Raw genomic sequence first — 24,255 nt, 5'->3', positions numbered from 1 at the left:
TGACGAAGATCCTTCGATGAACGCGAGCAGCGATCGCTCAGTGCCGTTCACTGTCGTTGACCTGCGGAAATATGATTTCCGCAGGCCAACGCAGGTACGTTCAGAGTCGTTGAGTGCGGTTCAGGGCCGTTCGGCACGCGCAGGGTGCACTGCGACGTCGACCGCAGGTCTGGCCGGGGCCGAGAAGGCGCTCATCCCGTCACCGTCCCAGCGCCCGCGGGAGCGAAGAAGCGTGCGCGTGCACCCACCAGGCGAGCGGAAGTGCGATCAGCGCCACCGCCTGGATCGCGAGCAACGCCGGAACGATGCCCCAACGGTCTGCCACCAGGCCGGCTCCCAGGGCGACGAGCGCGTAGAGCACGCTGCCGAGCAGCGACGCAAGCGAACCCATCGTCGCGCGTTCCCGGTCGGTGAACTCGCGCTGCAGCAACGTCTGCTGGGCGATTGTCGACATGCCGTAGGCCGGTGACCCAAGCAGCACGGGCGAAAATACCGTCGGCTTGACCAGCGCCACGAAGTTCGCCACGTTGTCGAACAGCTCACCGAACAGCAGAGTGCGGGCCGCGCCCACCCGGCCGATCACCCAGCCACTGACGCGGAAGCCGACGAATGACATGCCATGGCCGAAGGTGCGCCACAGGCCCAGCGCCCAGAGCGGCCACAGCCCTGCCACGAAAACAGGCGACAACTGGGCCGCGCTTTCGCTGCTGTAACGAAGCGCCGACACCAGAGTCATTCGGCGGAGCACCGGATTACGGCGGATGCCGCGCAGGGCCGATCCGAGATGCACCAGCACGTTCGATTCCAGCGGGCCGTGCACCCGCGGTTCCCGGACCCGCAAGGCGACGAGCACGCACAGCACCTGCGGCACGACCGACAGCACGACCACCACACGCGGCGACCACGCGCCGGCGACCACGCCACCTATGGCTGCCGCCAGTGCGAGCGCGATCTGGAACATCGAGTTCACCCGGCCCGAGTGCCGGGGGAACTCCTCCTCCCGGCCGGCTTCGAGCAACGTGTCGTAGAGCAGAGACTCGTTGTTGCCGCTCCACAGTGAGGTCGCCAATCCCTCCAGCACAACAGCTGCCAGGAGGAGGCCGTAGCCCGAAGCGCCGGCGTACCCGAGATGGGCGGCCACCATGACGACGGCACCGGCGATCATCGTGCCGCGTCGGTCGAGGCGGTCGGAGAGCACCCCGGTAGGGACTTCGAACGCTGCCGAAGACAGCATCTTCACCGCCAGGAGGCTGGCGGCAGCGGTGTACGAGCCCGTGACTTGCGCGAAGTAGATGACCATAATCGGCCCGTACATGCGGAAGTCGCCGAAGAAGTTGAACCAGCTCAGCAGGCGGACGTTCCGGGTGACAGTCTGATCAGCGGAATTCGGAGCGGGCGGAGCTGACCTCGACCGTTGGGATTTCCCGCCGAACGGGGCGGCGATCAGGCGTTCGACCAGGGCACGTGCACGGAGCAGTGAAGAATGACGAGCGGACACAGCAGAACTCCCGGAAAGGCGAACGGAGACGCCAAACAGCGCCTAGGGCCGGTGACACGTGTCATCTCGCCCCGGCGACCGGGATGTGTGCTGACTTTGCTGCTACACGCGCGGCGTTACAAGCCTGCGACTGCGGTCACCAAGGGGCGAATGGAAGCTCCGGTCATCGTTGTAGACATCAGTGCTCCTCAATTCCCCAGGCGGACGGTATTCCGCAGCAGCTTCGACTCTAGCGACCGAAGGACCTACGTGTCCACCGAATCACGGACACAACGGCGGGTAACCGCGCCTCGTGCCTACGGTGGCCTTTGGCCCCAGCTGCGGCATGAGAACGTGGTGCTGCGTCGACAGGGCAAGGGACGGATTCGCTATGAACCCGTAGACCGGTTCTGGTTGGCCGCGTTGTCGTCGCTGTTGCCGCGTCGCTGCTGGCGCAGTGTCTTCCCGGTCACCCCCCAGGGACGCCTGGTTACGGGCGGGCGTGCACCTCCAGCACCACCGTGACCGCCGTCCCCGCCCACGGCTCACCTTCACGTAAAACGATCATGGCAGGCCCATACCGCACCCGGCACGATGGCACGCGTGCCGACGAATCCCCCGGAATCGATGCAACACCAACTGCGCCAACGCCTGAACCGGCATGCACGCGAGCGGTGGCCGCAGGTGGACGCCATCACGCTCTGCTTCCGCGCCGGATTCGCTTACATGGCAGCCGAACTGCCCGGCGGGGAGAGCCTGCCGCTGTGTCGCCTGCGCTTCACCGGTGTGCTGCACACCTGGGGCTTCGCCCTCTACCAGGCCAGCAACGACAGCTACCGGGACAACATCCTGCCCAGCGGCCTGCTGGCCGGCTCGGCGGAAGAGGCCCTGGACTGCGCGGGCGAGCTCTACCTCAAGCCGCACGCGCCGGGCGGCTCCGGGCCGACCCGCGTGCCGGTGGGACTCGTGGTCCTCGTCGGCCCACCGGCTTCCGGCAAGACCAGCTTCGTGCGGGCACTGATCGCGCGCGGGCAGATCGACGAGGACGCCGTGGTCTCCAGCGACGAGATCCGCGCGGAACTCTTCGGCACCTCACCCACCGACGCGGACCCCGATGCGGCGGACGCTCGGATCTTCGAGGAACGCGACCGCAGGATCGTTGCCCGGCTCGCCGCCGGACAAACCGCAGTCGCCGAGTCCACGAACGTCACCCCACAGGCGCGCGGCCGCCTCATCGCCATCGCCAAGCGCTTCAACGCCCCGGTCACCATGCTGCGTTTCACCCCGGACCTCGCCGTTCTTCTCCAGCAGCACGCGGGGCGAGGCCGCACTGACCTCACCGCCGCGGACGTCCGCGCCTACGCCGCGGTCATGGCCCGGCACGCCGGAACTGACCAACTGCGTTCCGAGGGCGCAAACGCCGTCCACGACGTGCCCGGACGCCGTCAAGGGGTCACGCCCGCCCACGCCGCAGCCCACTTCTCCATCACCTGACAACCCGACGCACAGGGACTCGCCTTCCCACGGCCCTCACGAACCTCCGCGGAGCACACCACCAGGCCGGCACCAGGGCTGCTCGACCACGCCACGTGATCGAGTAGCCCTCTGCCTTGTGGGGTAGTCCCGGGCGTCAGAACCCACGGAAGACGCCGTCTGCACCCACCGAACTCGTGAACTCCGGCCAGTCCATGTTCGCCAGGTTGATGTTGTTCTCCACGCTCCAGAGCGCCGTGGGCACAACCCGGAACGGCCTGTGATCGCGGCCGTCGTCGGCTGAGAAGACCCAGACGGCGAGGACGGGATGCTCGGCACTGGTGAGGGTCGTCTCGTCGGCGAGGAAGGACACGAACGGACCGGTTGACCGTTCCGCTTGCAGCGCTTCGGGGCTCAAGCCTTCCCAAGCCGGCTCGTCTGCTCCCAGAAGTACGAAGAGCGCACCCGAGACAGCAGTGCGCGACGGTGCCGTTCACGGCCGTTGACCTGTGGTTCGACGCCGTTGAGGTCGGTTGGAAGAGCCCATAGGTGTGAACCAAGGACGCCACAGTGCGCTGACCTGCGGAAACGCAACTTCCGCAGGTCAGCGCGGTTTCGTTCCGAGTCGTTGAATGCAGTTCTGGGTGGTTGGGCGCGCCTGTCTGCTCCCCACTTGCTCCCCGAACGTGTGGAGGGGGAGCACCTCCTCCGCGGTCTGTCAGTCGAGCCGAGGAAGGTTCACGACGAAGACTTCTACGGGTTCGTCGCCGCCGCATCCCAGTGCGACAGTTTCCTCGCGAGGGCTGTAGAGGCATGTCAGCTCTGGATACGTGCGTGACGCGATCCGCAGGCCTGTGCCGACAGACCATGCGACCTGAGCCCGCTCGCCGGTCAAGGCGAACGCGCCGTCACCTGAGAGGCGCACCACCGAGATGCGGGTGTCGGCATTCGGGCCGGCGTAGTCGAAGAAGCTGCCGAGATTCTTGAGCTCGACGCCTGGCTCGACCGGGTAGTACGCGAAGTTGCTGGTGTGCATCATGACCGGCGCGTGGTAACCCTCCGGCGGGATGACGAGTTTCCTGCCCGCGTGCTCGTCATGGAGTGCCTCGACGCCGTCACGCACTCGACGTTCGCCGGTTTCCGGGTCGATGTCGATGTACTGGCCGTCCTTGAACTCGCCCTTGAGTCGGAGTCGCTCGGTGGCTTCTCGATACTTGCGAGCCCAGTCCTTCCCGCCGACCGGGTAGTCGTCGCCGAAGCCGTACTGAAGGAGTAACTGAGCGCCGTTCTCCTTGACTTGTGGCCCGTAGTAGGCGCCCTTCGGGAAATATGCGAGATCGCCGGCGGCGATGTCATGTCCGGGGGCGAAGTTGACCGCGCCGAACTCGGTCCAGCGAATCTGCTGGAAACCATGGTGATGCCGTGGGTATCGCGCAGCCCGCCCGCCGTCGGCACTCTCCTGAGTGCGGACGAACCGGAAACGCAGGTCGTCCGGACCGATATCGCCCAGCAGCGACTTGTGCTGAGTGTCGGAGGCTGGGCGGGCTGCGGGGCGTTCATCTTTGGGGCGTTCATTCACGGGAGCTTCCCCGATGACGACTATATCCATCGATGGACCTTTCTCGTCGGCAGGTGTGGACTCTTGGCCACCGGCCCGCCTGGCCGGTGTTGCCGGTAGGGGAACCCGATCGCTGTTCTCGGTCGTCGTCGGCGCGAACTGGCACTTCGGCGGCGACCACGTCCGCGCGGACAGTCAGGTTCGGAGCGGTCAGCGGGTCTTGTCCAGCATCGCGATGATCTCGCCGGTTGTGGTGGTCTCGCCCAGGCGAGGGAAAACGCGATCCACGCTGTTGTTGTGTGCTTCGGCGTCGCTGTCGGTCATCGCATCGGTGGCCAGCACGACGTGATAGCCGTGTTCGTGGGCGGCGCGGGCGGTGGACTCCACACCGCCACTGGTCGCGATGCCGGCCAGGACGACCTGGGTAACCTGACATTCGCTCAGGTAGGTGTGCAGGTCGGTGTCATGGAAGGCACCCCACCGCTGCTTGGCCACCCGGTGGTCGGTCGGCTGCGGATCGAGGCCGGGAGCCGGATCGGCCCAGTTCGGCGGCAGGCTGAAGTTCGCCGGCCGGGCGTGGTTGGGGTTGGCATCGGTGCGGCCACGCGCGCCACCGGTGACGGTGACCAGGACGACCGGTAGGCCGTGACCGCGGAACGCCGCGGCCAACTCCGCCGCATTGTGGACGATGTTCTTGGCCGGATGCGCGGTCGGGGCGGCGAGGATTCCCTGCTGCAGGTCGATCACGATCAGCGCTGGTACGGCGTCCATTGTGGTCAGTGCCATGTTGTGCTCCTTGATTGGTTGTCCTGAACGGCGTCGCGGGCGCCGCTGTGGAACGAGGCGATCGCGGCGAGCACCGCGAGCGCCGTGGACGTGGCGAACACCACGATCAGGCCCTGATGGAACGGCTTGGTGATCAGATCGGGGAAGAACGTGTGGCCGGTGAGCGTCTGTCGGCTGGCTGCGGGCAGCGTGGACAGCACGCCGCTGGGCGCGAGCAGGTACTGGATCGGGTTCAGGCCCAGGATCGCGGCGAACAGGGTGGACACCGGTGGCAGCGCGCCGATCTGTTCGGCGGTCGCGATCGGGACGCCCTGCTGGCGCAGGCCGGCGGTCAGCGTGTGGGGCAGGGCGCTGGCGAGCCCGACGACCATCAGTGAGAAATACACACTGATGGACACCGCGGTGCCGGAGTTCTGGAAGGTCGAGCGCATACCGGAAGCCACACCGCGGGCGCGGGCGGGCACACTGCTCATGACGGATGAGGAGTTCGGCGACGAGAACATGCCCACACCGATGCCGTTGGCCGCGATCAGCAATGCGAAGAGCCAGTAGGGGAAGTCGACCGGTAGCAGCATCAGTCCGACGAAACTCGCCGCGAACAGGGCCATGCCGCCGGTGGCGAAGGCGCGGGCGCCCAGCCGGTCGGACAGCCAGCCCGACACCGGCCCGGAAATGAGGAAGCCGATGGTCATGGGCAACAGGAAGATGCCCGCCCACAGCGGTGTGTCGGCGTAGTCGTAGCCGTGCAGCGGCAGCCAGATGCCCTGCAGCCAGATGATGAGCATGAACTGCAGTCCGCCCTGTGCCAACCGCGTCAGGAAGCCGGCCGCGTTGCCCGCGGTGAAGACGCGGTTATGGAACAGGTGGAGTTGGAACATCGGATCGGCGGCTCGGCGTTCGATGAACACGAAGATGACGAGCAGGACCAGGCCGCCGATCAGTTCGGTGAGCACGGTCGGGCTGGTCCATCCCATGGTGTGGCCGCCGTAGGGCTGGATGCCCGAGGTGATCGCGAGCAGCACCGCGCTCAGGCCGAGAGCGAAGGTCAGGTTGCCCCACCAGTCGATCCGGCCGGGGTGTCGTTCGCCGGTGTCACGGAGTCGGCGGTAGGCCCACCAGGTGCCGAAAATGCCGACTGGGACGTTCACCCAGAACACCGCTCGCCAGTCCCAGAGCACCAGCAGGCCGCCGGCGGCCAGGCCGACAAAACTGCCAGCCATGGCGGCGACCTGGTTGATGCCCAGTGCGAAGCCGCGCCGGTCGGCGGGGAACGCGTCGGTGAGGATCGCGGTGGAGTTGGCGCTGAGCATCGAACCGCCCAGGGCCTGAACCAGGCGCCAGCCGATCAGCCACAGTGCCCCGTGGCCGCCGGTGAACGGGTCGAACGACAACAGGATGGAGGCCAGTGTGAACACCGCGAAGCCCGCGTTGTAGATGCGGACGCGGCCGAACATGTCTCCCAGCCGGCCCAGGGTGAGCACGAAGACCGACTGGACCAGTCGGTAACCCATGATCATCCACAGTAGATAGCCGATGCTGCCCGCGGTCAGCGGGCTCAGGTGGATGCCTTGGAAGATCGCCGGTAGTGCGATCAGCACGATCGAGGAGTCCAGGGCGGACATGAACACGGCCGCGGTGGTGTTGGCCAGAGCCACCCACTGGTACCGATCGCGGACGGTGGACCGGGTCTCGGCTGGCGGGGTGGGGACGCCACCGTCGCTGTCCAGCCGTGCGGACATCAGGATCACCCCTCCGGCCGGTCAACCTTACAAGTAGCTATGTTAGATAGCTATGTTGCATAGGTCAAGTGGGGTTGCTGGACCTCGTCGGGCGACTACGCGTCCGCGTGGTGCGAGCGGAGTGTGCGCGGCCCTAGCGTGTCGAGACGGCATGGGCTTCCTTGCGTGAGCATGACTCAGCGAAATCGACTGGAGTGGACTGTGCGCATGAGCGACCAGATGTCCGTCCACCACGCGACCTACGAACTGCTGCGCGGGCTCGGACTGACCACTGTGTTCGGCAATCCCGGCTCGACCGAGCAGACCTTCCTGCGGGACTTCCCCAAGGACTTCACTTATGTGCTGGCACTTCAGGAAGCATCCGTCGTCGCGATGGCCGACGCCTTCTCCCAGGTGATCGGCCGGCCGGCACTGGTCAACGTGCACACGGCCGCGGGACTGGGCAACGCCATGGGCAGCCTGGTCGCGGCGTACGACGCCCGATCTCCGCTCATCATCACCGCCGGTCAGCAGCATCGCCACATGATGATCACCGAGCCGTATCTGACGAACCGCGACGAGACCCTGCTGCCCCGGCCGTGGGTGAAGTGGGCGTACCAGCCAGTGCGCGCGCAGGACGTTCCCGCGGCTTTCATGCGCGCCTATGCCGTTGCCCTGCAACCGCCAGCCGGGCCCGTGTTCCTTTCCATACCCATGGACGACTGGGCCGAGCCGGCACTCGGACCCGCGGTGATCCGTGAGGTCAGCAAACGCGTCGCTCCCGATGCCGCACGCCTGTCGAGCTTCGCGGAGCGCATCGACAACAGCAGCCGTCCCGCGCTGGTGTTCGGGCCCGAGGTGGACCGGGCCGGTGGCTGGCTTGCCGCGGTGGCGCTGGCCGAGAAGCTGAAGGCGCCCGTCTACAACGCGCCCTTGTCCGACCGAGTGTCCTTCCCGGAGGACCATCCGCTGTTCCAGGGTGCGTTGCCGTTGACGATCGACGGTGTGAGCAAGCGGCTCGCCGGCCACGACCTGGTCGTGGTGATCGGGGCCCAGGTGTTCCGTTATTACCCGTTCATCCCGGGAAGGTACCTGCCGGAGGGAACGGAACTGCTGCACGTCACCTGCGACCCGGACGCCGCCGCGTACGCGGCGGCGGGCGACAGCGCCCTCGGGGACGCCAAACTGGCGATCGAACTGCTGATTGAGAAGGTCGCAGCCCGGCCGGCCGATGTCGCGCCCGCCCCGCTGGCCTGGCCCCGTCAGGTGCCGGCCACATCGAACAGTCCGCTCACGCCGAACGAGGCCTACGCAGCCCTGAGTGACGTCCGGCCCTCCGACGCCGTGCTCGTCAACGAGTCCACCTCGACCATGGTCCAGCAGGCCGAGTGGTTGCCCACGGTGAGATCCGGGTCGTTCTTCGCAAGTGCCAGTGGTGGCATCGGCTGGGGTGTGCCCGCGGCCGTGGGCGTCGCGTTGGGCGACCGCGAGCGAGGTGTGCGGCGGCCGGTCATCGCCACCATCGGTGACGGGTCGTTTCAGTATTCGGTGCAGGCTGTCTGGACTGCCGCGCAGCACGACCTGCCGATCGTGTTCGTCGTCTTCCGCAACGGGGAGTACTCGATCCTCAAGTCATTCGCTCGACTGGAGGACGCTCCCGGCGTCCCGGGCCTCGACCTGCCGGGACTCGACATCGCCTCGGTGGCCAAGGGTTTCGGCCTGCGCGCCGTGCACGCCGACACCACGGACGAGATCAGGGAGCAGTTCACCCTCGCCCTGGATGCCGACGGCCCCACAGTGATCGTCATCGAGACCCAGCCGCAGGACGCGGGTCTCGGCTGACAAGCGCCGTCCACCACGGTTTCGGACTCGATGTCCCAAAAGGACGATTTGGCACCGGCCAACTGGACGCTTGCCTGGAAGCGCCCGCCAGGCATGCAGATCTGGACTGTCGCCGAGCCAAGACCGGCCGTCGCGAGATCGCAGCACGCGAACGCCCAGTCGGGGAGTTGACCCGTTTGCGGGGCGGTGTGCGCGGCTAGGTTGGTCTGATGTTCAGCAGGAGACCGACAACAGTGCTTATGGGCAGGGGCGAGGAGTGCCTGGCGCTGGACGGCTGGCTGGGCGCGGTCGAGGCTGGCCGGGGCGGTGGACTCGTCCTCTGCGGCGAGCCGGGTATCGGCAAGTCGGTGTTGCTGGACTACGTGGCTGCCTCGGCGATCAGATGCGACGTAACCAGGGTTGCGGGCATCGAATCGGAGATGGAGCTGCCGTACGCCGCACTGCATCAGGTGTGTGCGCCGACGCTGGCGCGGTTGGACCGGCTGCCGATACCCCAGCGTGCCGCGCTCGGCGTGGCGTTCGGACTGCAGGCCGGCGCTGCGCCGGACCGACTGCTTGTCGGACTTGCCGTGCTCAGCCTCCTCGGTGAGCTGGCGCGGGAGCGAGCCGCGTTGATCGTGATCGACGACGCGCAGTGGCTGGACACCGCATCCGCCCAGGCACTCGCGTTCGTCGCACACCGGGTCGTCGCCGAACCTCTCGGACTGGTCTTCGCGACTCGGACGGTGAGCGCCGAACTGCGCGGACTACCCACGACGACCGTGTCGGGCCTGCGGCCGGAGAACGCCCGACTGCTCCTCGACTCGGCCCTGCACACGCCCCTGGACGAGCACGTCCGTGATCGGATAGTGGCCGAGGCCGACGGGAACCCGCTGGCCCTGCTGGAGTTGCCGAGAACGCTGACCCCCGCGCAGTTGGCCGGCGGCTTCGGCTTGCCGGAATCGACCGCGTTGTCCGGGCATCTCGAGAAGAGTTTCGCCCGCCGGGCCGCCGCGCTCCCGCCGGCGACGCGGCGTCTGCTGTTGCTCGCGGCGGCGGAACCGCTCGGTGATCCGGTGGTGACGTGGCGGGCCGCTGAACAGCTCGGCATCGACGTGTCGGCCATCGCGGAGACCGACGGCTTGCTGGCCATCGACACCCGGGTGGCTTTTCGTCACCCGTTGGTCCGTTCTGCGGTCTATCGATCGGCATCGGCCGCGCAGCGGCGGGAGGCGCACCGCGCACTGGCGGCGGTGACCGACCCGGAAACCGATCCGGATCGTCGCGTGTGGCATCGGGCGCACGCCGCCGTGGGGCCCAACGAAGAGATCGCCCAAGAGCTTGAGTCGTCGGCCGATCGGGCCAGGGCACGGGGTGGTGTCGCCGCCGCGGCCGCGTTCCTGGAGCGGGCAGTCGCACTGACGGCACTGCCGAGCAGACGCACTGAGCTGGCGCTGGCCGCGGCCACGGCCAAGCACCAGTCCGGTGACTATGACCGGGCGCTGGAACTGCTGGCCGTTGCGGAGGCCGCGGTGCCGGACAAGCTCCAGTTGGCCGAGATCGACCTGCTCCGCGGGCGAACCATGTTTTCGCTCAACCGGGGTGGCGAGGCGGCGGCGTTGCTGCTCAGCGCCGCTCGGCAGTTCGAGTCATTGGACAACGGCCGCTCACAAGAGACCTACCTGCAGGCCTTGGCCTCCACGTTGTTGGTGGGCCGGCTCAACACCGATGTCGGCGTCGTCGAGGTGGCCAGAGCCGCCCGCGGCGTGACCGTGGATTCCGGCCGGGCGACAGATCTGTTGCTGGACGGTTTGGCATTGCTGGCCGAACGGGGCTACCCGGCGGGTGTCCGTCAGCTGGAACGGGCCTTGGCCGCGTTTCAGCACGAAGACCTGCCCAGCCACGAGGGTCTGCACTGGCTGTGGCTGGTCAGCCACACGGCCGGTCTGCTGTGGGACGACGCGTGCTGGGACGTGCTGTCCCGCCGGCTGCTGGAGTCGGCCACCGACACCGGTGTGCTCAGTGCGCTGCATGGCGCGTTGAACACCCGCGCCGGTTCGCACGCGTTCGCCGGCGATTTCGCTCTCAGTGAGTCTCTGGCCCAGCAGGCCCGTGAGATCGCAGCGATCACCGGAAGCAGGGTGGCACCGTACGCGGAGGTGGTGCTGGCGGGCTTGCGTGGCGAGGAGGTCGAAGCCCTGGAGCTGATGGACGCCGCCAGTCGAGCCGCGCGGCGCCAGCGAGTGGGTATGGGGCTGACCGCGGTGCAGTGGATGAGTGCCGTGCTGTACAACGGACTCGGCCGCTACGAGGAAGCATTCGCCGCGGCCCGGGAAGCAGGCGCTGACCACCACACCCAACGATTCCGCAACTGGGCGCTGGCGGAACTCGTCGAGGCGGCCACGAGGACCGGCAGAAGTCGGCCGGCCCGGACCGCGCTGGGCGAGCTGGTCGCCACCACCGACGTGTGTGGCACCGCCTGGGCCGCTGGCATCGCGGCCCGCACCCGAGCTTTGCTGGCGGCCGGCGCGGAGGCCGAGCGCCTGTACTGCGCGGCCATCACCCACCTGGAACACACGCGCATGCGCACCGACCTTGCCCGCGCGCACCTGCTCTACGGCGAATGGCTGCGCCGAGCGCGGCGAAGGCTGGATGCCCGGGAGCAACTGCGTCGTGCGCATCGCATGTTTGCCGAGTTCGGCATGGTGGCGTTCGCAGAGCGGGCACGCATCGAGTTGGAGGCCACCGGCGAGCGAGCGCGCGGTCGAGCAGCTGACGCTCGGATCGAATTGACCGCCCAGGAGACGCAGGTTGCCCGGCTCGCGGCCGAAGGCGCGACCAACGCGGACATCGCGGCCAGGCTGTTCATCAGCACCAGTACCGTCGACTACCACCTGCGCAAGGTCTTCCGAAAGCTCACCGTGCAGTCCCGCACGCAACTTGCGCACCACGTCCACCAGTTCGGACTGCCGACTGCATCCGGCTGACCCCGGCCCGTCGCGGCCTTCCAGCCAAGTGTCTGGACGCACTGGCCGAGACCGGCGACGACATAAGTACCGTGTACGTCATGCGAGCCCGATACACGATCGACGAGATCCAGCAGGCCGCGCTCGAGATCGTCGACCGCGACGGGCTCGGCGGCCTCACCATGCGGTCGCTCGCGTCGGCACTGGGGACCGGGCCCATGACGCTGTACAACTACGTCCAGGACCGCGAGCACCTGGAGGGTCTCGTCGCGGACGCCGTGATCGCCTCTGTGCGCCGTCCGAAGCGCTCCGCCGACTGGCGGCAGGACGTCACGGCGATCGTCACGGCGATCTGGCAGGCCATGCGTGCGCACCCGGCGGCTGTGCCGCTCGTGCTCGTGCGGCGCACCGTGTCGTCGACGAGCTACGACCTCGCCGAGACGCTGATCACGGCACTGGCGCGCTCGGGGCTTTCCGACGCCGACCTGTTGGCCGCGTTTCGCGCCGTGCTCGCGTTTGTCATGGGCAGTGCGCAGAGCGAGTTGGCGGCGCCGGACCGCGACGCAGAGGCCCATGCCACCGCAGCCGGGATCGGCGTCCTCGCGGGGGAGGCGCACCCGGCGGTGGAGGCGCTCTCGGCCGTGAGCCGGAAGTCCACGGCGAAAGCCGACTTCACCCGTGGCCTGGCCATGCTGCTCGCCGGAATCGCGGCCAGCGCGGCCTGAATCCGGCCCGGCGCCCAACGGGATTCGATCTGGCCTCGCACACCTTCTTGACACGTACGTTGTACGTGTCAAGATACGTACAACGTACGTAATGAGGGAGGCTGTCAGTGCCCCATACCGAACGCACGTCCTTCACCTCCGGGGGACAACGTTGCGCTGCTTGGCTGACCCGTCCGGGCGGCGACGGGCCACACCCCGCGGTGGTCCTCGTGCACGGGTTCGGCGCAACGCACGACATGCGGCTGGCTCAGTACGAGCAGGCCTTCGCCGCCGGCGGGTTGGCCACGCTGTCGTTCGACTTCCGACATCTCGGCGAGTCGGAAGGCGAGCCGCGGCAGCTCGTGTCGATCCGGCGTCAGCTCGCCGACATCGAGGCCGCGCTCGACTTTCTCCGACACGTTCCGGATGTCGACGCCGATCGTCTCGCGCTCTGGGGCACGTCGCTGGGCGCCACCCACGTCATGCTGACCGCTGCCAAGCACCCGGAACTCGTGGCGGCCGTGGTCCAGTGCCCGGTGGTCGACACCCGCAACGCCGCCCGCAGCTCCGGCCTGCGGGCGGTCGCCCGGTTGATCGGTCCCGTCGCCGACGACCTCGTACGGGCCGCATTTCGGTTCCCCCGCAGGTACATCGGCATCGTCGACGAGCCGGGGCGCACGGCGGTCGTCACCGTGCCCGGCGCGAAGGAAGGCTGGCACTCCATGGTTCCGCCAGGCATCGCCTTCGACAATCGGGTGACCGCCGCGACCGGGGTCGAACTCGCGGTCCGCAACGCCGCGCGCAAGGCTGCGCTGATCCGCATGCCGTTGCTGGTCTGCGTGTCCGACCAGGAGACGCTGATGGATCCGCGCATCGCCGCCGGCGTCGCGCGGCGGGCGCCACGGGGAATCGCGATTCATTACCCCGCCGACCATTTCGCGGTCTACCATCCGCCACTGGTGGACCGGATCATCGGAGATCAGCTGGCGTTCCTGGGCCGTTGTCTCGCACCGGCCACTGTGGACGGAGTCAACGGTGCGTGAGCTGCTCGCCCGGCAGGACGAGAACTTTCTCGCCTTCGCCGCCACGCTCACGGAGCAGGACTGGGCTCAGCCCAGCCTGTGTTCGGAATGGACGAACAAGGAGGTGCTCGCGCACCTCGCGCTCGGTCTGCACCTGCCGGCTCGTCAGGTCGTCATCGCGATGAGCAGGCGGCGCTGGTCGTTCGACGCGGCCAACGCCCTGCTCACGCAGGAGTACGCCGCGCGGTCGGCGGTGACCGACCTGCTCGTCGCCTTCGAACGCGGCCGCACGGGCCCCCGTGGCGTCGGGCGGCTGCTGCCCGCACGGCTACTGCTGGGCGATCACGCCGTGCACCACCTGGATATCGCCCTGGCCCTCGGTCGTGCGAACGTGTTGTCGCCGGAGATCGCCAACGCCGTGCTCACGACGGAGGTCCGCATCCCCAACCCGTTCGTCCCGGCTGCCGCCCGTGCCCGCGGCTTGACGCTGAGAACCACCGACACGCACTGGAGCCGCCCCGGCGACCATGCTCTTGACGTGGTCGGTCCGGCCGAGAGCATGATCTCCGCGTTGGCCGGACGGAGTCGGGCTCTGGCGTTGCTCACCGGAAACGGCGTCGCGTCGCTGCGGCAACGGCTCTGAGTGACGCCCCACCGGTCCCGTGACCGACTACCTCAGGCGGTCAAGCGTCTCCTGGCTAGCTACCTAAGATAGCTATATGCGCGATGAGGACGTGTATCGACTCCAGCGGCAGGTGCAGAAGCTGTATCGGCGGGTGCAGCGTGAGCAGCCGACGGTCGAGGGCATGTCGAAGCCGACCCTCCAGGTGCTGGACGTGCTCGCGCGCTCTGCCGGCGCGGTGCGCCCCAGCGAGGTGGGCGCACAGTTGGACATGGCGAGTTCGAACGTGGCTGCGGCGCTGCGCGTCCTTGAGGCGCAGAAACTGGTTGAGCGCCGGACTGACCCGGCCGACTCGCGTAAGGCGCTCCTCGAACTGACCAGCAACGGCCAGCGGGTTGTTGCGGACCTCCGCCGTGATTGGCACGCCTGGCTTCAGGGTGCCATCGACACCATGCTGTCGCCTCACGAGCAGCGTGTCCTGCTGGAGGCCTGCGATCTCATGGAGCGACTCGCCGGACACTGAGCCGGGGACCGCGACGGCGAATGTCATCCGAACTCGGCCCCGCCCAGCGCCGCCTGGGCGCCCACGCACCATCGCCTCAATTCGCCGCCTGGTCCTGCGCCTGGCATCCGAGAATCCCTTCCGGGGCCGCCGGCGCCTCCACGGCGAACTTGCCCTCCTCGGCATCACGATCGCTCCCTTGACCGTGTGAGAGATCCTCAAGACCGAGGGGCGTCGATCCCGCCCCGCAACGGACAACCGTCACATGGTTGCTGTCCTACGCTCCCACCGCCCACTTCACCCATGCCCGGGTGGCGCAGGCCATCCGCAACCTGCTCATGGACCTCTAGGACGCAGGAGACCCCGCGCAGGTCACATTCCTCATCCGCGACCACGACGCCAACTACCCCGCGCTGTTCGACCAGATCCTCAGCGGCACCGGGATCACCACCGTGCTGACCGGCGTCCGGATACCCCGGATGAACGCGATCACCGAGCGCCGGGTGCAGACGCTGCGCGCCGAACTGCTGGACCGCGTGCTGATCTGGAACCCGGCCCATCTCCGGCACGCGGTACGCGAGTACGAGTGGCACTACAACCTGCACCGAAGCCACCGATCCTGGCCGCCGCAGCACCCCTGCGAGCCCGGCCACCGGCCCTTGAACCTGGCCGGACCGAACACCTTGTCGTACGCCGACGGGACCGTCTCGGCGGAGTCATCCACGAGTACCGACATGCCGCTTGACCTGCATGGACGTGGTTTTCGGCACGCACAACTCCAAGGGGGTCTTCACGCTCGACCAGTAGGCGGCCGATGTTCCAGACATCGACCAGGAAGCCGCCGAGGCGATCGGTGGTCTGTTCCTGCCGACACCGCTGGAGAAGTCGGCCCGACCGTTCCAACGGCCAGTTAGGCACCGAACGAAGGACGCCATAATGCGCCGGCCTGTGGAAATGCAAAATCCGTAGGCCGGCGCGGTTCCGTTCAGAGTCGTTGAGCGCAGTTCGGGGCCGTTAAACGCGCATGTTTGCTCCCCGCCGTGCTCCCCGGCCGCATAAGCGACTCGCGGAAGCCGTTGATCTACGCGGCGGTTGTGCGACACGCTACCAGGACCCATAGCGGCTGGTCATACATGAGTACCGAAGTAGGGACTTGACCTGCGTGGACGGAGTTCCTGCACGCACAAACAAGTACACGTTCCCAGCTCACCGGGGTCGGCGACGAGTTCTGACGACGGCGCGTGGGGAACACGGCGTTCCCCACGCGCCGCTCGCTAAAGCTCCAGCATGCGGGACATGCCCTCGACGGCCATGGCGTCACCGGGACAGCGGTCGAGGACCGCCGCCCAGTGTGTGTGCGCCGCTTGGTGGTCGCCGAGTTGGAAGTTGGTGAGGGCCAAGGCGTTGCGCGCCTCGGCGTCCAGCGGGCACCAGTGCACGACGGCCGCGAACAGCTCCCTCGCCACGGCCAGCTCGCCGGCCTGGGCCGCGGCAAGGCCCTGGTTGAACAGCTGGTCCGGGTAGGCGGTCAGGCGGGCGAACTCGCGCAGGGGACTGCCGCAGCGGACGCAGGTCTCTGCGTCCGCCACGTTCTCCGCGCCGCAGTCGGTGAGTGGGCAGCGCACGGTCACGTCGTCGAGTCCATGACCAGGCCGTCCAGATCGTCGCGACCGCCGGACAGCAACAGGCTGCGGATCTGGCGCAGCCGCTGGTTGTGCTGGTTGATCCGGGTCTGGGCGCGGGCCGGGTTCTGCTCGGCCTCGCGCTCGCGCACCGTGAGGTCACGCGCGATGTCGGCGATCTCGCGCTGGAGATCGCCGCGCTCCTTCGCCTCGGCCAGCCGCATGACCTCCTTGGCCATGTCGGCGATCGCGGCCGCGTAGTCGGCGATGCGCTCCTGCTCGGTGCGGTTGTCCTTGCCGGCCGGCGTCTGCCGGTAGCGCCCCTGCAACCACCGCAGGATGCCCATGAGCTGCTCGATGGCCTCTCCGTAGGCGCGCTGGTCCCGGTTGCGGTACGCCCGCTCGCCCTGGTCGACCTGGGCGTCGATGGACCTGGCCACCTCCTGCTCGTCGTGCGTGATGGACGTGTCCTCGACGGCCTGCCGGACCCGGTGGTTGAGGCGCCGGCAGTCGGCGACGGTCTCGTCGAACTCCGACTTCGGCGGCTCCAGGGTGACCTCGACCTCGGCCAGCCCGTCGACGAAGTACTCCAGCTCCTCGAACTCGTGCAGGACCAGTTGGTTGTCCTTGCGGGCCACCGCCTTGTCCAGGCTGTCGACGATCCGGTCCCGCTTGGCGTCGGCCACCGCCCGGTCGCCGGCCTTGAGGTAGTGCGCGGCGTCGCGGTACCGGCTGGCCAGGCTGTCGATCTGGTCCTGGGTCGGCACCGGCCGTGGCGGCGCGTCCACCACCCTGACGTCGAACTCGGTGGAGCCGACCGAGCCGCGCACGAAGGTCTGCTGCTGGCCGTCGATGCGCACGTCGAAGACGACCTCGGTGCCCCGCTCGGTGCTGGCCGGGACGGCGACCTCGAACACCTGCACCCGCAACCGGTTCTGGTAGAGGGGGAACAGCACCCGCTCGACGTTGCCCGGGTGCTGGAAGCTGAACCGCACCTCGGCCGGCAGCTGCGCCATCGCCGGCACCAGCTCCTTGAGGTAGGGCTTGCCGGCCCGGTTGACCAGCAGCGAGAACGTCTTGTTCAGCGGGGGTGTCTGCGGCGAGTCCTTGATGACACTGGGGTCGCTGATCACCGAGCGGGCGGCCTCGAGCACCCGCGCGCCCTGCGCGTCGTACAGCTCGAACGACAGGAGGCTCTCCGCCCCGGTCTGCACCTGCACCCGCCTGAAGGCGAAGTCGCCGTCCTTGCCCAGGTCGGCCTCTTCGTCCTGATGGCTGCTGACCAGCCGGATGTGCCCGCCCGTGAGATCAATTCCCTCGGCGAGCGCCTCGGCCCGGCCCGTGACCTGCGTGACGGTCTGATCGGTGGCCGCGGTGCCCCGGAAGGACACCCGCACCGTGCGACCGCGATCGTGGCTGCGCAGGCCACCCGCCGACGCTTGGATCGCCGCGCCGAGGGCCACGATGGTGTCGACCTTCTCGTACACCGGCTCGTCGCGGCGCGCCCCGGTCGGCCCGCACAGCTCGCGCGCGACCATCTCGCGCACCAGCGGGATGTGGGTGGATCCGCCGGCCAGGATCACTTCGTCCACATCGGACAGTGTGATGCCGGCCTGCTTGGCCGCCAGCTCGGCCGCCTCGTGGCAGTAGCCGAGGGTCCGTCCGACCAGCGGCCGGACGATCGCCTCGAACTCGGCGCGCTCCACCATCCGGTCGATGATCACCGGCTGGCCGTCCTTGTCCCGCATGGTCCCGTTGTCGCGGAACATGAACACGTCCTGAGTGGACAGCGCCTGCTTGACCCCCTCGGCCAGCATCTTCAGCTGCGCGAACCGGATCCGGTCCTCGGCGTCATTGGCGGTGTCGAGGTCGAACGCGTAGCCGTCCTCGACCAGGTACTCCTGGAGCCGGACGGCCATCTCCACGTCGATGTTGTCGCCGCCGAGCATGTTGTTGCCACTGATGCCCAGCACCTCGAACGCGCCGGAGGTACGCTGCACGACGCTCACGTCGAAGGTGCCGCCGCCGAGGTCGTAGACCAGGAAGGTGCCGTTCTCGATCCGGCTCGACCAGCAGTGGTAGCAGGCGGCCGCGGTCGGCTCGTGCAGCAGGTCGAGTACCTCGAGGCCGGCGATCTCGGCGGCGTTGCGGGTGGCCTTGATGGCCGGCTGGTCGAAGTACGCGGGCACGGTGACGATCGCCCGGTCGACCTCCCACGAGGTGTCGGGCGAGTCCCAGCCGGCCAGGTCCTGCTCGATCTGGCGCTTCATCTCGGCCAGGATGTGCGCGGAGACCTGCTCGGGCGTCATGTCCTCGTCGGTCACCCGCACGGTCTCGCGCTGGCCCATCAGCCGCTTGATCGAGCGGATCGGCGCCGGCGTGGTGCCGACCCGCCGCGCGGCCATCCGTCCCACCACCAGCTCGCCCGACCGGGGGTCCTTCCAGAGGCAGCTCGGCGTGGTGGCGGTGTACTTGTCGCGGTGCAGCAGGATGTCGGTGTCGGTCCGGTTCATCACCGCGACGGCGCTGTTGGTGGTGCCGAGATCGATCCCGACGGCCTTGCTCAGGATTTGTTCCATCACACGTCTTCCTCGTCACTGTCCGGCGCCGGCGCGCCCATGATCACTTCGCCTTGGCGGATCACCTCGGCGCCGTGGCGGATGATCGGCTTGAGCGTCTCGGCGACGACCTCGCCGTCGAACTCGTCGCCGTGCCGCCAGGCCAGGACCTCGACGGAGTCGGCGATCTCGCGGAACGGCCGGCCGAGCGGGTCCACCACGCTCAGCCCGCTGTCCTCGAGCGCGGTCAGCATCTGCTTGTGCACGATCCGCAGGGTCTTGCGGGCCCGTTCCAGCCCGGCGTCGGCCAGCGCCTGGTCGTGCCGATCCAGCGCGGCGGCGAGCTGGTGGACCAGCACCGCCTGTTCGGCGGCGTCGGCGCGGGCCTTCGCGGCGGCGTCGGCGGCCGCGGCGCGCTCGGCGGTCAGCTCGCGCCGACAGCGCTGCAACGCGGCGGCCAGCTCCGCGGCGGGGGAGAGCAGCTCGACCGGGGCGGCCACCGGCCGTTCCTGGAAGCTCGACCAGTCGAGCGGGAAGGGCGGCGGCAGCGAGTCAGCCGAAGAGGACATGGCGAACCTCCAGCGGTGGCGTGTCCCAGGCCGGGCGCACCGGCGGGTCGGCGAGCGCGGCCGGCAGGTCCGGCTCCGGCGGGACCACGGCCTCGTCGGCGGCCATCCCGAGTACGGCGGCCAGGGTGAAGTCCGCCGGCCGCAGCGGTTCGGCGCCGGCGGCGAGGGCCGTGAAGTCCACGGGATCGCGTTTGTGCTGATGCTCGAACGCCTCCCAGTCCTGGTCGCGGTAGTCGCTGTCGGGGACCTCCAGCAGCTCGTGGCCGAGCCGGACGGCCGGGTGCGTGATCAGCTCACGCCGCGCCTCGATGACGGCGTGCCGTTCGGCGTCGGTCTCGGCCAGTTCGGCGGCTTCGGCGGCGCGGCGGACGATCGTCTCGGCCGTCGCGTCCGTCGGCAACTGGAGGACGTGGAAGGGATTGCGGTTCACAGGCGTCGGCTCACCCCGTTGAGGTTGCGCTGGATGGTCGTGTTCGCTGGATCGAGCCTGCTGGCGTCCTTGAGCAGCGTGTGGCTCCTGGCCAGCTTCGTCGTGCGGGTGCGCGAGGGCAGCGCGTTGATCACCTCGTTGGCCATGGCGGTGGCTCGCTTGTTCAGCAGCACCGCCACCTCCGCGGCGTTCACGTCGGTGGTCCGGTCGCGCACGATGTCCTCGACCGTGTCCCACTGATCGGAGTACAGCGCCTTGGCCAGGTCGAGGAGGACGGAGGTGGTCTCGATGTTGACAAGTTCGGCCTCGACGTCCGCGCGGACGCCGGGCGGGGGGTTGGAGTCGAGGGCCCGTCGCAGGTCGGCGCGGGCGGCGCTGGTGGACCCCTTCCGCACCCGCTGCCTGGCCCGCGCCAGCAGCGACTTCGTCAGCAGGCGCTCGGCGTCGGTGTTGCCCGGGTTCCAGTCCAGCGCCTGCTCGTAGCTGGAGATCGACTTGGCCTGGTCCTCCAGCGGCGTGCCGAGGAACATGTGGTGCCGGGATATCGCCTGGTTCGCGACGTCCAGCATCTTCTCCTTGCCGCACAACGACTCCAGGTCGTCGGCCAGCGGAGTGGCGGCCACCCCCACCTCGGCCTGGTCGTCCCAGTCCCCGCGGTGGCCGAGGTCGGAGCGCCAGTCGTTGTACCAGCCGAGCCCGGTCAGCAGCACCGCCCGGACCGGGATGCCCAGGCCGAGGAACGGCCGCAGGACCTCGATCCCGCTCTTGTAGTCGCGCCTGATTCCCTTCGGCTGCGCGGCGATCGCCTTCGGATCGTCGGCCGCCGCGCGGGCGGCGTCGAGCAGGTCGCCGACCCAGCCGTCGAGGGCCTCCTTGGCCACGGCGGCGACGTCGGCGAACCGCTTCGGGTCGTCGGGAACCGGGATGGGCAGGTGCGCCCGGGTGAGGGCCTCGTCAACGGCCATGCCGTCGCCGGCGCACTCGACCAGGCAACGAAGGTGCGCCTTCGCGGTGGTCTTGTCCTTGGCGGCCAACGCCCGCTGGCCGCGGACGCTGTGCTCGGACAGCAGTTCCCGCATCACCTCGGTCCGTAGCCGGCGTTCGTCACCGCGGATTGCCTCGCTCATGCCGGCCCAGAAGTCCTCGGTGCTCAGCAGCCTCGACCACAGCAGGGTTGCCGTCACGAGCGCGGCGGCCGCGTCGGGAGTGGCCAGTGCCCGCTCACGGTGGACCACGGCCAGGGTGTGGCGCAGCGGGAGGGCGACGCCGCGTTCGGGCAGGAACCGGTCCCACGCCGCCAGTGCGCCATGCCGGTTCTCGTCGAGCAGGGCGAACAGGACGTCGCCGTCGCCGCTGAGGGCGCGTTCGAGCAGGTGATGCCGCCCGTGGTGCTCACGGGTGCCGTCACCGGGAAACTGGTACTGGAACAGGCGGTTCACACACGTGCTCAACACGAGTTGCTCGGCCCGCACGACAAGGTGGGACTCGGACGGCGCGCCGTCGCGGCGGTGCGCGCGCAGCCGCTCGACGCACAGCAGCATCAGCATCTCGTTGCCTTGAGCCCGGGCGTCGACGAGAGCGGCCTCAGTGGCGTCCAGGTTCTTGTCCCGCTTGGCGCCGCGCCGGTCGGTGACCCGAAACCCGGTGACCTCCCGCCCCGGGAGCAGCTTGAACTGCGGGGTGGTGGTCTCCGCGACCCGGGCCGCCAGCAGCAGGTGGCCGGCGGCCAGCAGGTCGTCGCCCTGCCGCCGGGCCAGGACCGCCCGATGGCACAGCACGGCGGCGTACTCCGTGCGGGCGGTGCCGTCCGGCTGGTTGATCGCCTTGCGCCACAAGGGATCGGCCGCCTCGTGATCGCCGATGCCGGTCAGGTGGCGCGCGGCGGCCAGCGGGTCCAGCGAGGGCGCGACCTGGCGCACGAGCTGGCGCAGGTGCTCGGGCACCCGTCGGCTGCTCAGCCCCGCTCGCAGGTGTGTGAGGACGTTGCGCAGGTCGACGATGCCGGTCAGGTCGTGCTCACGGAGCACCGGTGCCAAGGTCTGCACTGCGAGCGCGGGGTTTTCGGCCGCCTGCGCTGCCGCGACGAGCAGCCTCGTGGCCAGCCCGATCTGAGGCCCCAGCTCCGGCAGTGCGCCCGCGGTGCCGGCCAACACCGCTGCCGCCAGACCGCAGAACTCGGACTCGGCGGCCCGGAGTGCTTGCACCGCAAGGTCTGTGTCCCCGCCGGCCAGCGCGTGTTCCGCGACGACCAGGGCGGTCGGTCCGTCGGTGACGGTGAGTTCCAGCGCGGCATCGCTGCCTCGCGCGAGGCCGGCCGCCGCCAGCTGCCGCATACGCAACGCTTCGGGATGGCCGGTGACCGCGGCGAGTTCGTCCAACAAGGCGGCGAGGGCCACCGCGCGGTTCGGGTCGCTGGCGGTGAGACAGGCCTTGGCCATCGCGGCCGCGGCGCCCTGGATCGCGGCCGTGGACGGGGCGTCCGCGCGTGTCAGCACGGTGACGAGGTGCCGCCCCGCGACCTGGCCCGTGGCCGTCGTGTCGTCCAACGTGAGCAGCGCCGCCGCCCATGAGAGCCAGGCGGGCGCACCGTCCCCGTCCCACCGCAGGTGCCACCACCACCCCGTTGCTCGTGTGTCGTCGCTCGCGCCGGCGGCGCAAGCGGCGGCCCGCCAGGCCAGCGCGGCATCGCGCGGCACCCGGTCGCCCTGTTTGGCGGCGGCACGGAATTCCTCTGCCGCGGCCGCGAAATCCGCAGTCGTGAGCAGCAACTGCCCACGGGCGTAGTGGGCCCGCCGCTCATCCCGCGCGAGCAGCGCCGTCAGCCGGGCATCGGCGGTGTCGGGTTCCGCCCACGCCCGGAGCAGCTCGATGGTCGGGTCCGACCGCTGGCTCAGCCGCCCCAGGCGGCTCGGATCGGCGGTGTGCACCGACAGCACCAGCGCCGCCCGCTGGTATCCCAGCCCGTCGGCCGCGTGCCTGAGCAGTCCGGTCTCGAAGTAGCCGAGCCCGGCCCACACCAGCTGGTCGGCCAGCGGCAGCCGGGTGAACCACTTGTCGTGCAACCACTTCTTGGTGTCGTTCGAGTTCGGCGCGGCCAGGCCCGCGGCGACGCCGCCGCGCACGCGCTCCATGCTCGCCGTGACCGAATCGCCGTCCTCGTGGTCGGGCAGGGGCGGCGCGGAGCCGGAGTGGATCAGCGACGCGCGGGCCGTCACGATCCCGGCGGCGGGGGACAGCCCGTCGTCAGTGATCTTCGTGACGACCTCGTCCGCGGCGCCGGGGTCGGCTTCCATCAGCAGGAGGCCGACGGCCCACCGCTGCGCCGACCCGGCGGCCGCGTCGAACCGGGCGGCCACCCCGTCGCGGTCTCCGGTCAGCAGAAGTGCCCACGCCGCGTGGTAGTTCCAGTCCGGACGGTCGGGATGGGAGTCGGCGAGCGGCACCATGATCCGCGCCGCGCCCAAGGCGTCACCCTCCAGCAGGTGCGCGCGGGCGATCGCGTAGTCCAGCCATTCGCCGGCTTCCACGGCCAGCTTCAGTTCGGCGAGCCGGGCCGCGTTGGCCGGGCACAGGCCGGCGACCTCGGCGTCGTCAAGCCAGCGCAGTACGGCGCTCAGCTCGGCCAGTTCGGCCACCACTCGCGGGACGTTCTGTTGGGGCACAACGGCGGCGATGCGGTCGTGCGCCCCGACCCGTAGCCACGCGGACACCAGCCCCGCCAGCGAGACGTCGTCCCGGTCCCGCTTCCACGAGGACTCCAGCGCCAGGGCCGCCGTCTTCGGGTCGTCCTCGACGAGTAGGGCCCGCATCCCCAGCGCGAGGTCGATCCTGGGCAGCGTCACGCCGGCCTCGCGCAGGCCGGCGGCCAACTCACTGGCCGCGACGAGCTGGGACCGCTCGACGCCGAACCCGACCACCAGCGCGGACGCGAGGATCGCCGCCATCTCCGGCTCGGCGGCCGGCGGCGTGCTGTTGGACAGGTGGTTGACGTAGACGGACCGGAAGTTCGGACCGTCGGCGCCGCGCCGGGCCAGCTGCCGGGCCACGGCCGCCCGCTCCGCTTCGGGCAGGCCCGACCACCAGTACAGGGCGGCGATCCGGTCGTTCGCGATGGCGTGCTCGCCGCGGTGGTCGCGGGCGGCGATCAGCGGCGACCACGCGTCGGCCAGGCTCAGCCGCCCCCGCGAGCCGTCCGCCACCATCGCGCCCCGGGCCTCGAGGTCGCCCAGGTCGTCGGAGGTCAGCCAGCCGGTCGCCAGCACGCTGTGGACGTACGGCGGCCAGAGCGGCGCGAGCGACTTGGCGTGCGCGCTGAACTCCGGTTGCAGATCGAGCAGGAGCCGTTGGCGGCGCGCCGGATCCGGCTCCGCGAGCGCGGCCGCCCACTGGTTGCGCAGCCGTCCGCGCCGGGTGAGCCTTCCCACGAA

At 69.3% G+C, this 24,255-nt stretch carries 18 protein-coding genes; 8 read left to right on the top strand and 10 right to left on the bottom strand.

The features are described 5' to 3' along the window. Positions 1-199: 199 nt before the first annotated feature. Positions 200-1,498 (bottom strand): MFS transporter, encoded by a 1,299-nt coding sequence (locus tag JJ691_RS24340; protein ID WP_211771017.1) that lies wholly within the window; start codon positions 1,496-1,498, stop codon positions 200-202. A 663-nt stretch (positions 1,499-2,161) separates the two neighbouring features. Here JJ691_RS24340 and JJ691_RS24335 point away from each other — a divergent pair. Then, complete coding sequence (locus JJ691_RS24335) at positions 2,162-2,971, top strand: ATP-binding protein (protein ID WP_211771016.1); 810 nt, start codon at positions 2,162-2,164, stop codon at positions 2,969-2,971. Positions 2,972-3,107: 136 nt separating this feature from the next. Here JJ691_RS24335 and JJ691_RS24330 read toward each other — a convergent pair whose 3' ends face one another. From JJ691_RS24330 to JJ691_RS24315, 4 genes are all read right to left on the bottom strand, one after another. Further along, on the bottom strand, positions 3,108-3,398 hold the full coding sequence (locus JJ691_RS24330) for a DUF6924 domain-containing protein (RefSeq protein WP_442912782.1): 291 nt from the start codon (positions 3,396-3,398) through the stop codon (positions 3,108-3,110). Positions 3,399-3,668: 270 nt separating this feature from the next. Continuing rightward, on the bottom strand, positions 3,669-4,559 hold the full coding sequence (locus JJ691_RS24325; protein ID WP_211771014.1) for a hypothetical protein: 891 nt from the start codon (positions 4,557-4,559) through the stop codon (positions 3,669-3,671). 159 nt (positions 4,560-4,718) lie between these two features. Continuing rightward, a complete protein-coding gene (locus JJ691_RS24320; protein ID WP_211771013.1) occupies positions 4,719-5,294 on the bottom strand; it encodes an isochorismatase family protein in 576 nt (191 codons plus the stop codon). Next, on the bottom strand, positions 5,285-7,033 hold the full coding sequence (locus tag JJ691_RS24315; protein ID WP_211771012.1) for an MFS transporter: 1,749 nt from the start codon (positions 7,031-7,033) through the stop codon (positions 5,285-5,287). The genes JJ691_RS24320 and JJ691_RS24315 overlap by 10 nt, the downstream gene beginning before the upstream one ends. 207 nt (positions 7,034-7,240) lie before the next feature. Here JJ691_RS24315 and mdlC point away from each other — a divergent pair, with 207 nt between their 5' ends. From mdlC to JJ691_RS52470, 7 genes are all read left to right on the top strand, one after another. Beyond that, a complete protein-coding gene (gene mdlC, locus JJ691_RS24310) occupies positions 7,241-8,854 on the top strand; it encodes a benzoylformate decarboxylase (protein WP_211771011.1) in 1,614 nt (537 codons plus the stop codon). Between the two features lie 209 nt (positions 8,855-9,063). Beyond that, positions 9,064-11,820, top strand: a complete 2,757-nt coding sequence (locus JJ691_RS24305) for a helix-turn-helix transcriptional regulator (RefSeq protein ID WP_211771010.1) — start codon at positions 9,064-9,066, stop codon at positions 11,818-11,820. A gap of 80 nt (positions 11,821-11,900) precedes the next feature. Next, complete coding sequence (locus tag JJ691_RS24300) at positions 11,901-12,524, top strand: TetR/AcrR family transcriptional regulator (protein ID WP_211771009.1); 624 nt, start codon at positions 11,901-11,903, stop codon at positions 12,522-12,524. Positions 12,525-12,631: 107 nt separating this feature from the next. Next, the gene (locus JJ691_RS24295; RefSeq protein WP_211771008.1) at positions 12,632-13,546 is read left to right on the top strand and encodes an alpha/beta fold hydrolase; all 915 of its coding nucleotides are present in this window, start codon (positions 12,632-12,634) and stop codon (positions 13,544-13,546) included. Continuing rightward, positions 13,539-14,168, top strand: a complete 630-nt coding sequence (locus tag JJ691_RS24290; protein ID WP_211771007.1) for a maleylpyruvate isomerase family mycothiol-dependent enzyme — start codon at positions 13,539-13,541, stop codon at positions 14,166-14,168. Before JJ691_RS24295 ends, JJ691_RS24290 begins: the two co-directional genes overlap by 8 nt. 76 nt (positions 14,169-14,244) lie before the next feature. After that, on the top strand, positions 14,245-14,670 hold the full coding sequence (locus JJ691_RS24285; protein WP_211771006.1) for a MarR family winged helix-turn-helix transcriptional regulator: 426 nt from the start codon (positions 14,245-14,247) through the stop codon (positions 14,668-14,670). A gap of 458 nt (positions 14,671-15,128) precedes the next feature. Continuing rightward, positions 15,129-15,563 carry a hypothetical protein gene (locus tag JJ691_RS52470; protein WP_249228266.1) on the top strand — a complete coding sequence of 145 codons (435 nt, stop codon included), beginning with the start codon at positions 15,129-15,131 and terminating at the stop codon, positions 15,561-15,563. A 360-nt stretch (positions 15,564-15,923) separates the two neighbouring features. On the opposite strand, the gene JJ691_RS24275 is transcribed toward JJ691_RS52470, so the two are convergent. The 5 genes from JJ691_RS24275 to JJ691_RS24255 are packed head-to-tail and all read right to left on the bottom strand — an operon-like array spanning position 15,924 to position 24,252. Beyond that, positions 15,924-16,280, bottom strand: coding sequence for a hypothetical protein (locus tag JJ691_RS24275; RefSeq protein ID WP_211771005.1), 357 nt, complete (start codon positions 16,278-16,280; stop codon positions 15,924-15,926). Then, positions 16,277-18,850, bottom strand: a complete 2,574-nt coding sequence (locus JJ691_RS24270; RefSeq protein WP_211771004.1) for an Hsp70 family protein — start codon at positions 18,848-18,850, stop codon at positions 16,277-16,279. The genes JJ691_RS24275 and JJ691_RS24270 overlap by 4 nt, the downstream gene beginning before the upstream one ends. Beyond that, positions 18,850-19,398: a nucleotide exchange factor GrpE gene (locus JJ691_RS24265; protein ID WP_211771003.1), complete on the bottom strand. Its 549-nt coding sequence runs from the start codon at positions 19,396-19,398 to the stop codon at positions 18,850-18,852. The genes JJ691_RS24270 and JJ691_RS24265 overlap by 1 nt, the downstream gene beginning before the upstream one ends. Beyond that, a complete protein-coding gene (locus JJ691_RS24260) occupies positions 19,382-19,828 on the bottom strand; it encodes a hypothetical protein (RefSeq protein WP_211771002.1) in 447 nt (148 codons plus the stop codon). Before JJ691_RS24260 ends, JJ691_RS24265 begins: the two co-directional genes overlap by 17 nt. After that, positions 19,825-24,252 (bottom strand): hypothetical protein, encoded by a 4,428-nt coding sequence (locus JJ691_RS24255; protein ID WP_211771001.1) that lies wholly within the window; start codon positions 24,250-24,252, stop codon positions 19,825-19,827. The genes JJ691_RS24260 and JJ691_RS24255 overlap by 4 nt, the downstream gene beginning before the upstream one ends. Positions 24,253-24,255: the final 3 nt, after the last annotated feature.

The sequence above is a fragment of the Kutzneria sp. CA-103260 genome, assembly GCF_018263855.1.
Lineage (GTDB): Bacteria > Actinomycetota > Actinomycetes > Mycobacteriales > Pseudonocardiaceae > Kutzneria.
Note: the sequence above shows the minus strand (reverse complement) of the source record. Positions and strands in the feature narration are given on the sequence as shown.

What these genes read in the sequence shown, in the direction of transcription:
- mdlC (WP_211771011.1), top strand. Translation starts at nt 7,241, where the DNA reads ATGAGCGACCAGATGTCCGTCCACCACGCGACCTACGAACTGCTGCGC.
- JJ691_RS24285 (WP_211771006.1), top strand. Translation starts at nt 14,245, where the DNA reads ATGCGCGATGAGGACGTGTATCGACTCCAGCGGCAGGTGCAGAAGCTG.
- JJ691_RS24325 (WP_211771014.1), bottom strand. Translation starts at nt 4,559, where the DNA reads ATGGATATAGTCGTCATCGGGGAAGCTCCCGTGAATGAACGCCCCAAA.
- JJ691_RS24300 (WP_211771009.1), top strand. Translation starts at nt 11,901, where the DNA reads ATGCGAGCCCGATACACGATCGACGAGATCCAGCAGGCCGCGCTCGAG.
- JJ691_RS24265 (WP_211771003.1), bottom strand. Translation starts at nt 19,398, where the DNA reads ATGTCCTCTTCGGCTGACTCGCTGCCGCCGCCCTTCCCGCTCGACTGG.
- JJ691_RS24305 (WP_211771010.1), top strand. Translation starts at nt 9,064, where the DNA reads ATGTTCAGCAGGAGACCGACAACAGTGCTTATGGGCAGGGGCGAGGAG.
- JJ691_RS24315 (WP_211771012.1), bottom strand. Translation starts at nt 7,033, where the DNA reads ATGTCCGCACGGCTGGACAGCGACGGTGGCGTCCCCACCCCGCCAGCC.
- JJ691_RS24320 (WP_211771013.1), bottom strand. Translation starts at nt 5,294, where the DNA reads ATGGCACTGACCACAATGGACGCCGTACCAGCGCTGATCGTGATCGAC.
- JJ691_RS24270 (WP_211771004.1), bottom strand. Translation starts at nt 18,850, where the DNA reads ATGGAACAAATCCTGAGCAAGGCCGTCGGGATCGATCTCGGCACCACC.
- JJ691_RS52470 (WP_249228266.1), top strand. Translation starts at nt 15,129, where the DNA reads ATGAACGCGATCACCGAGCGCCGGGTGCAGACGCTGCGCGCCGAACTG.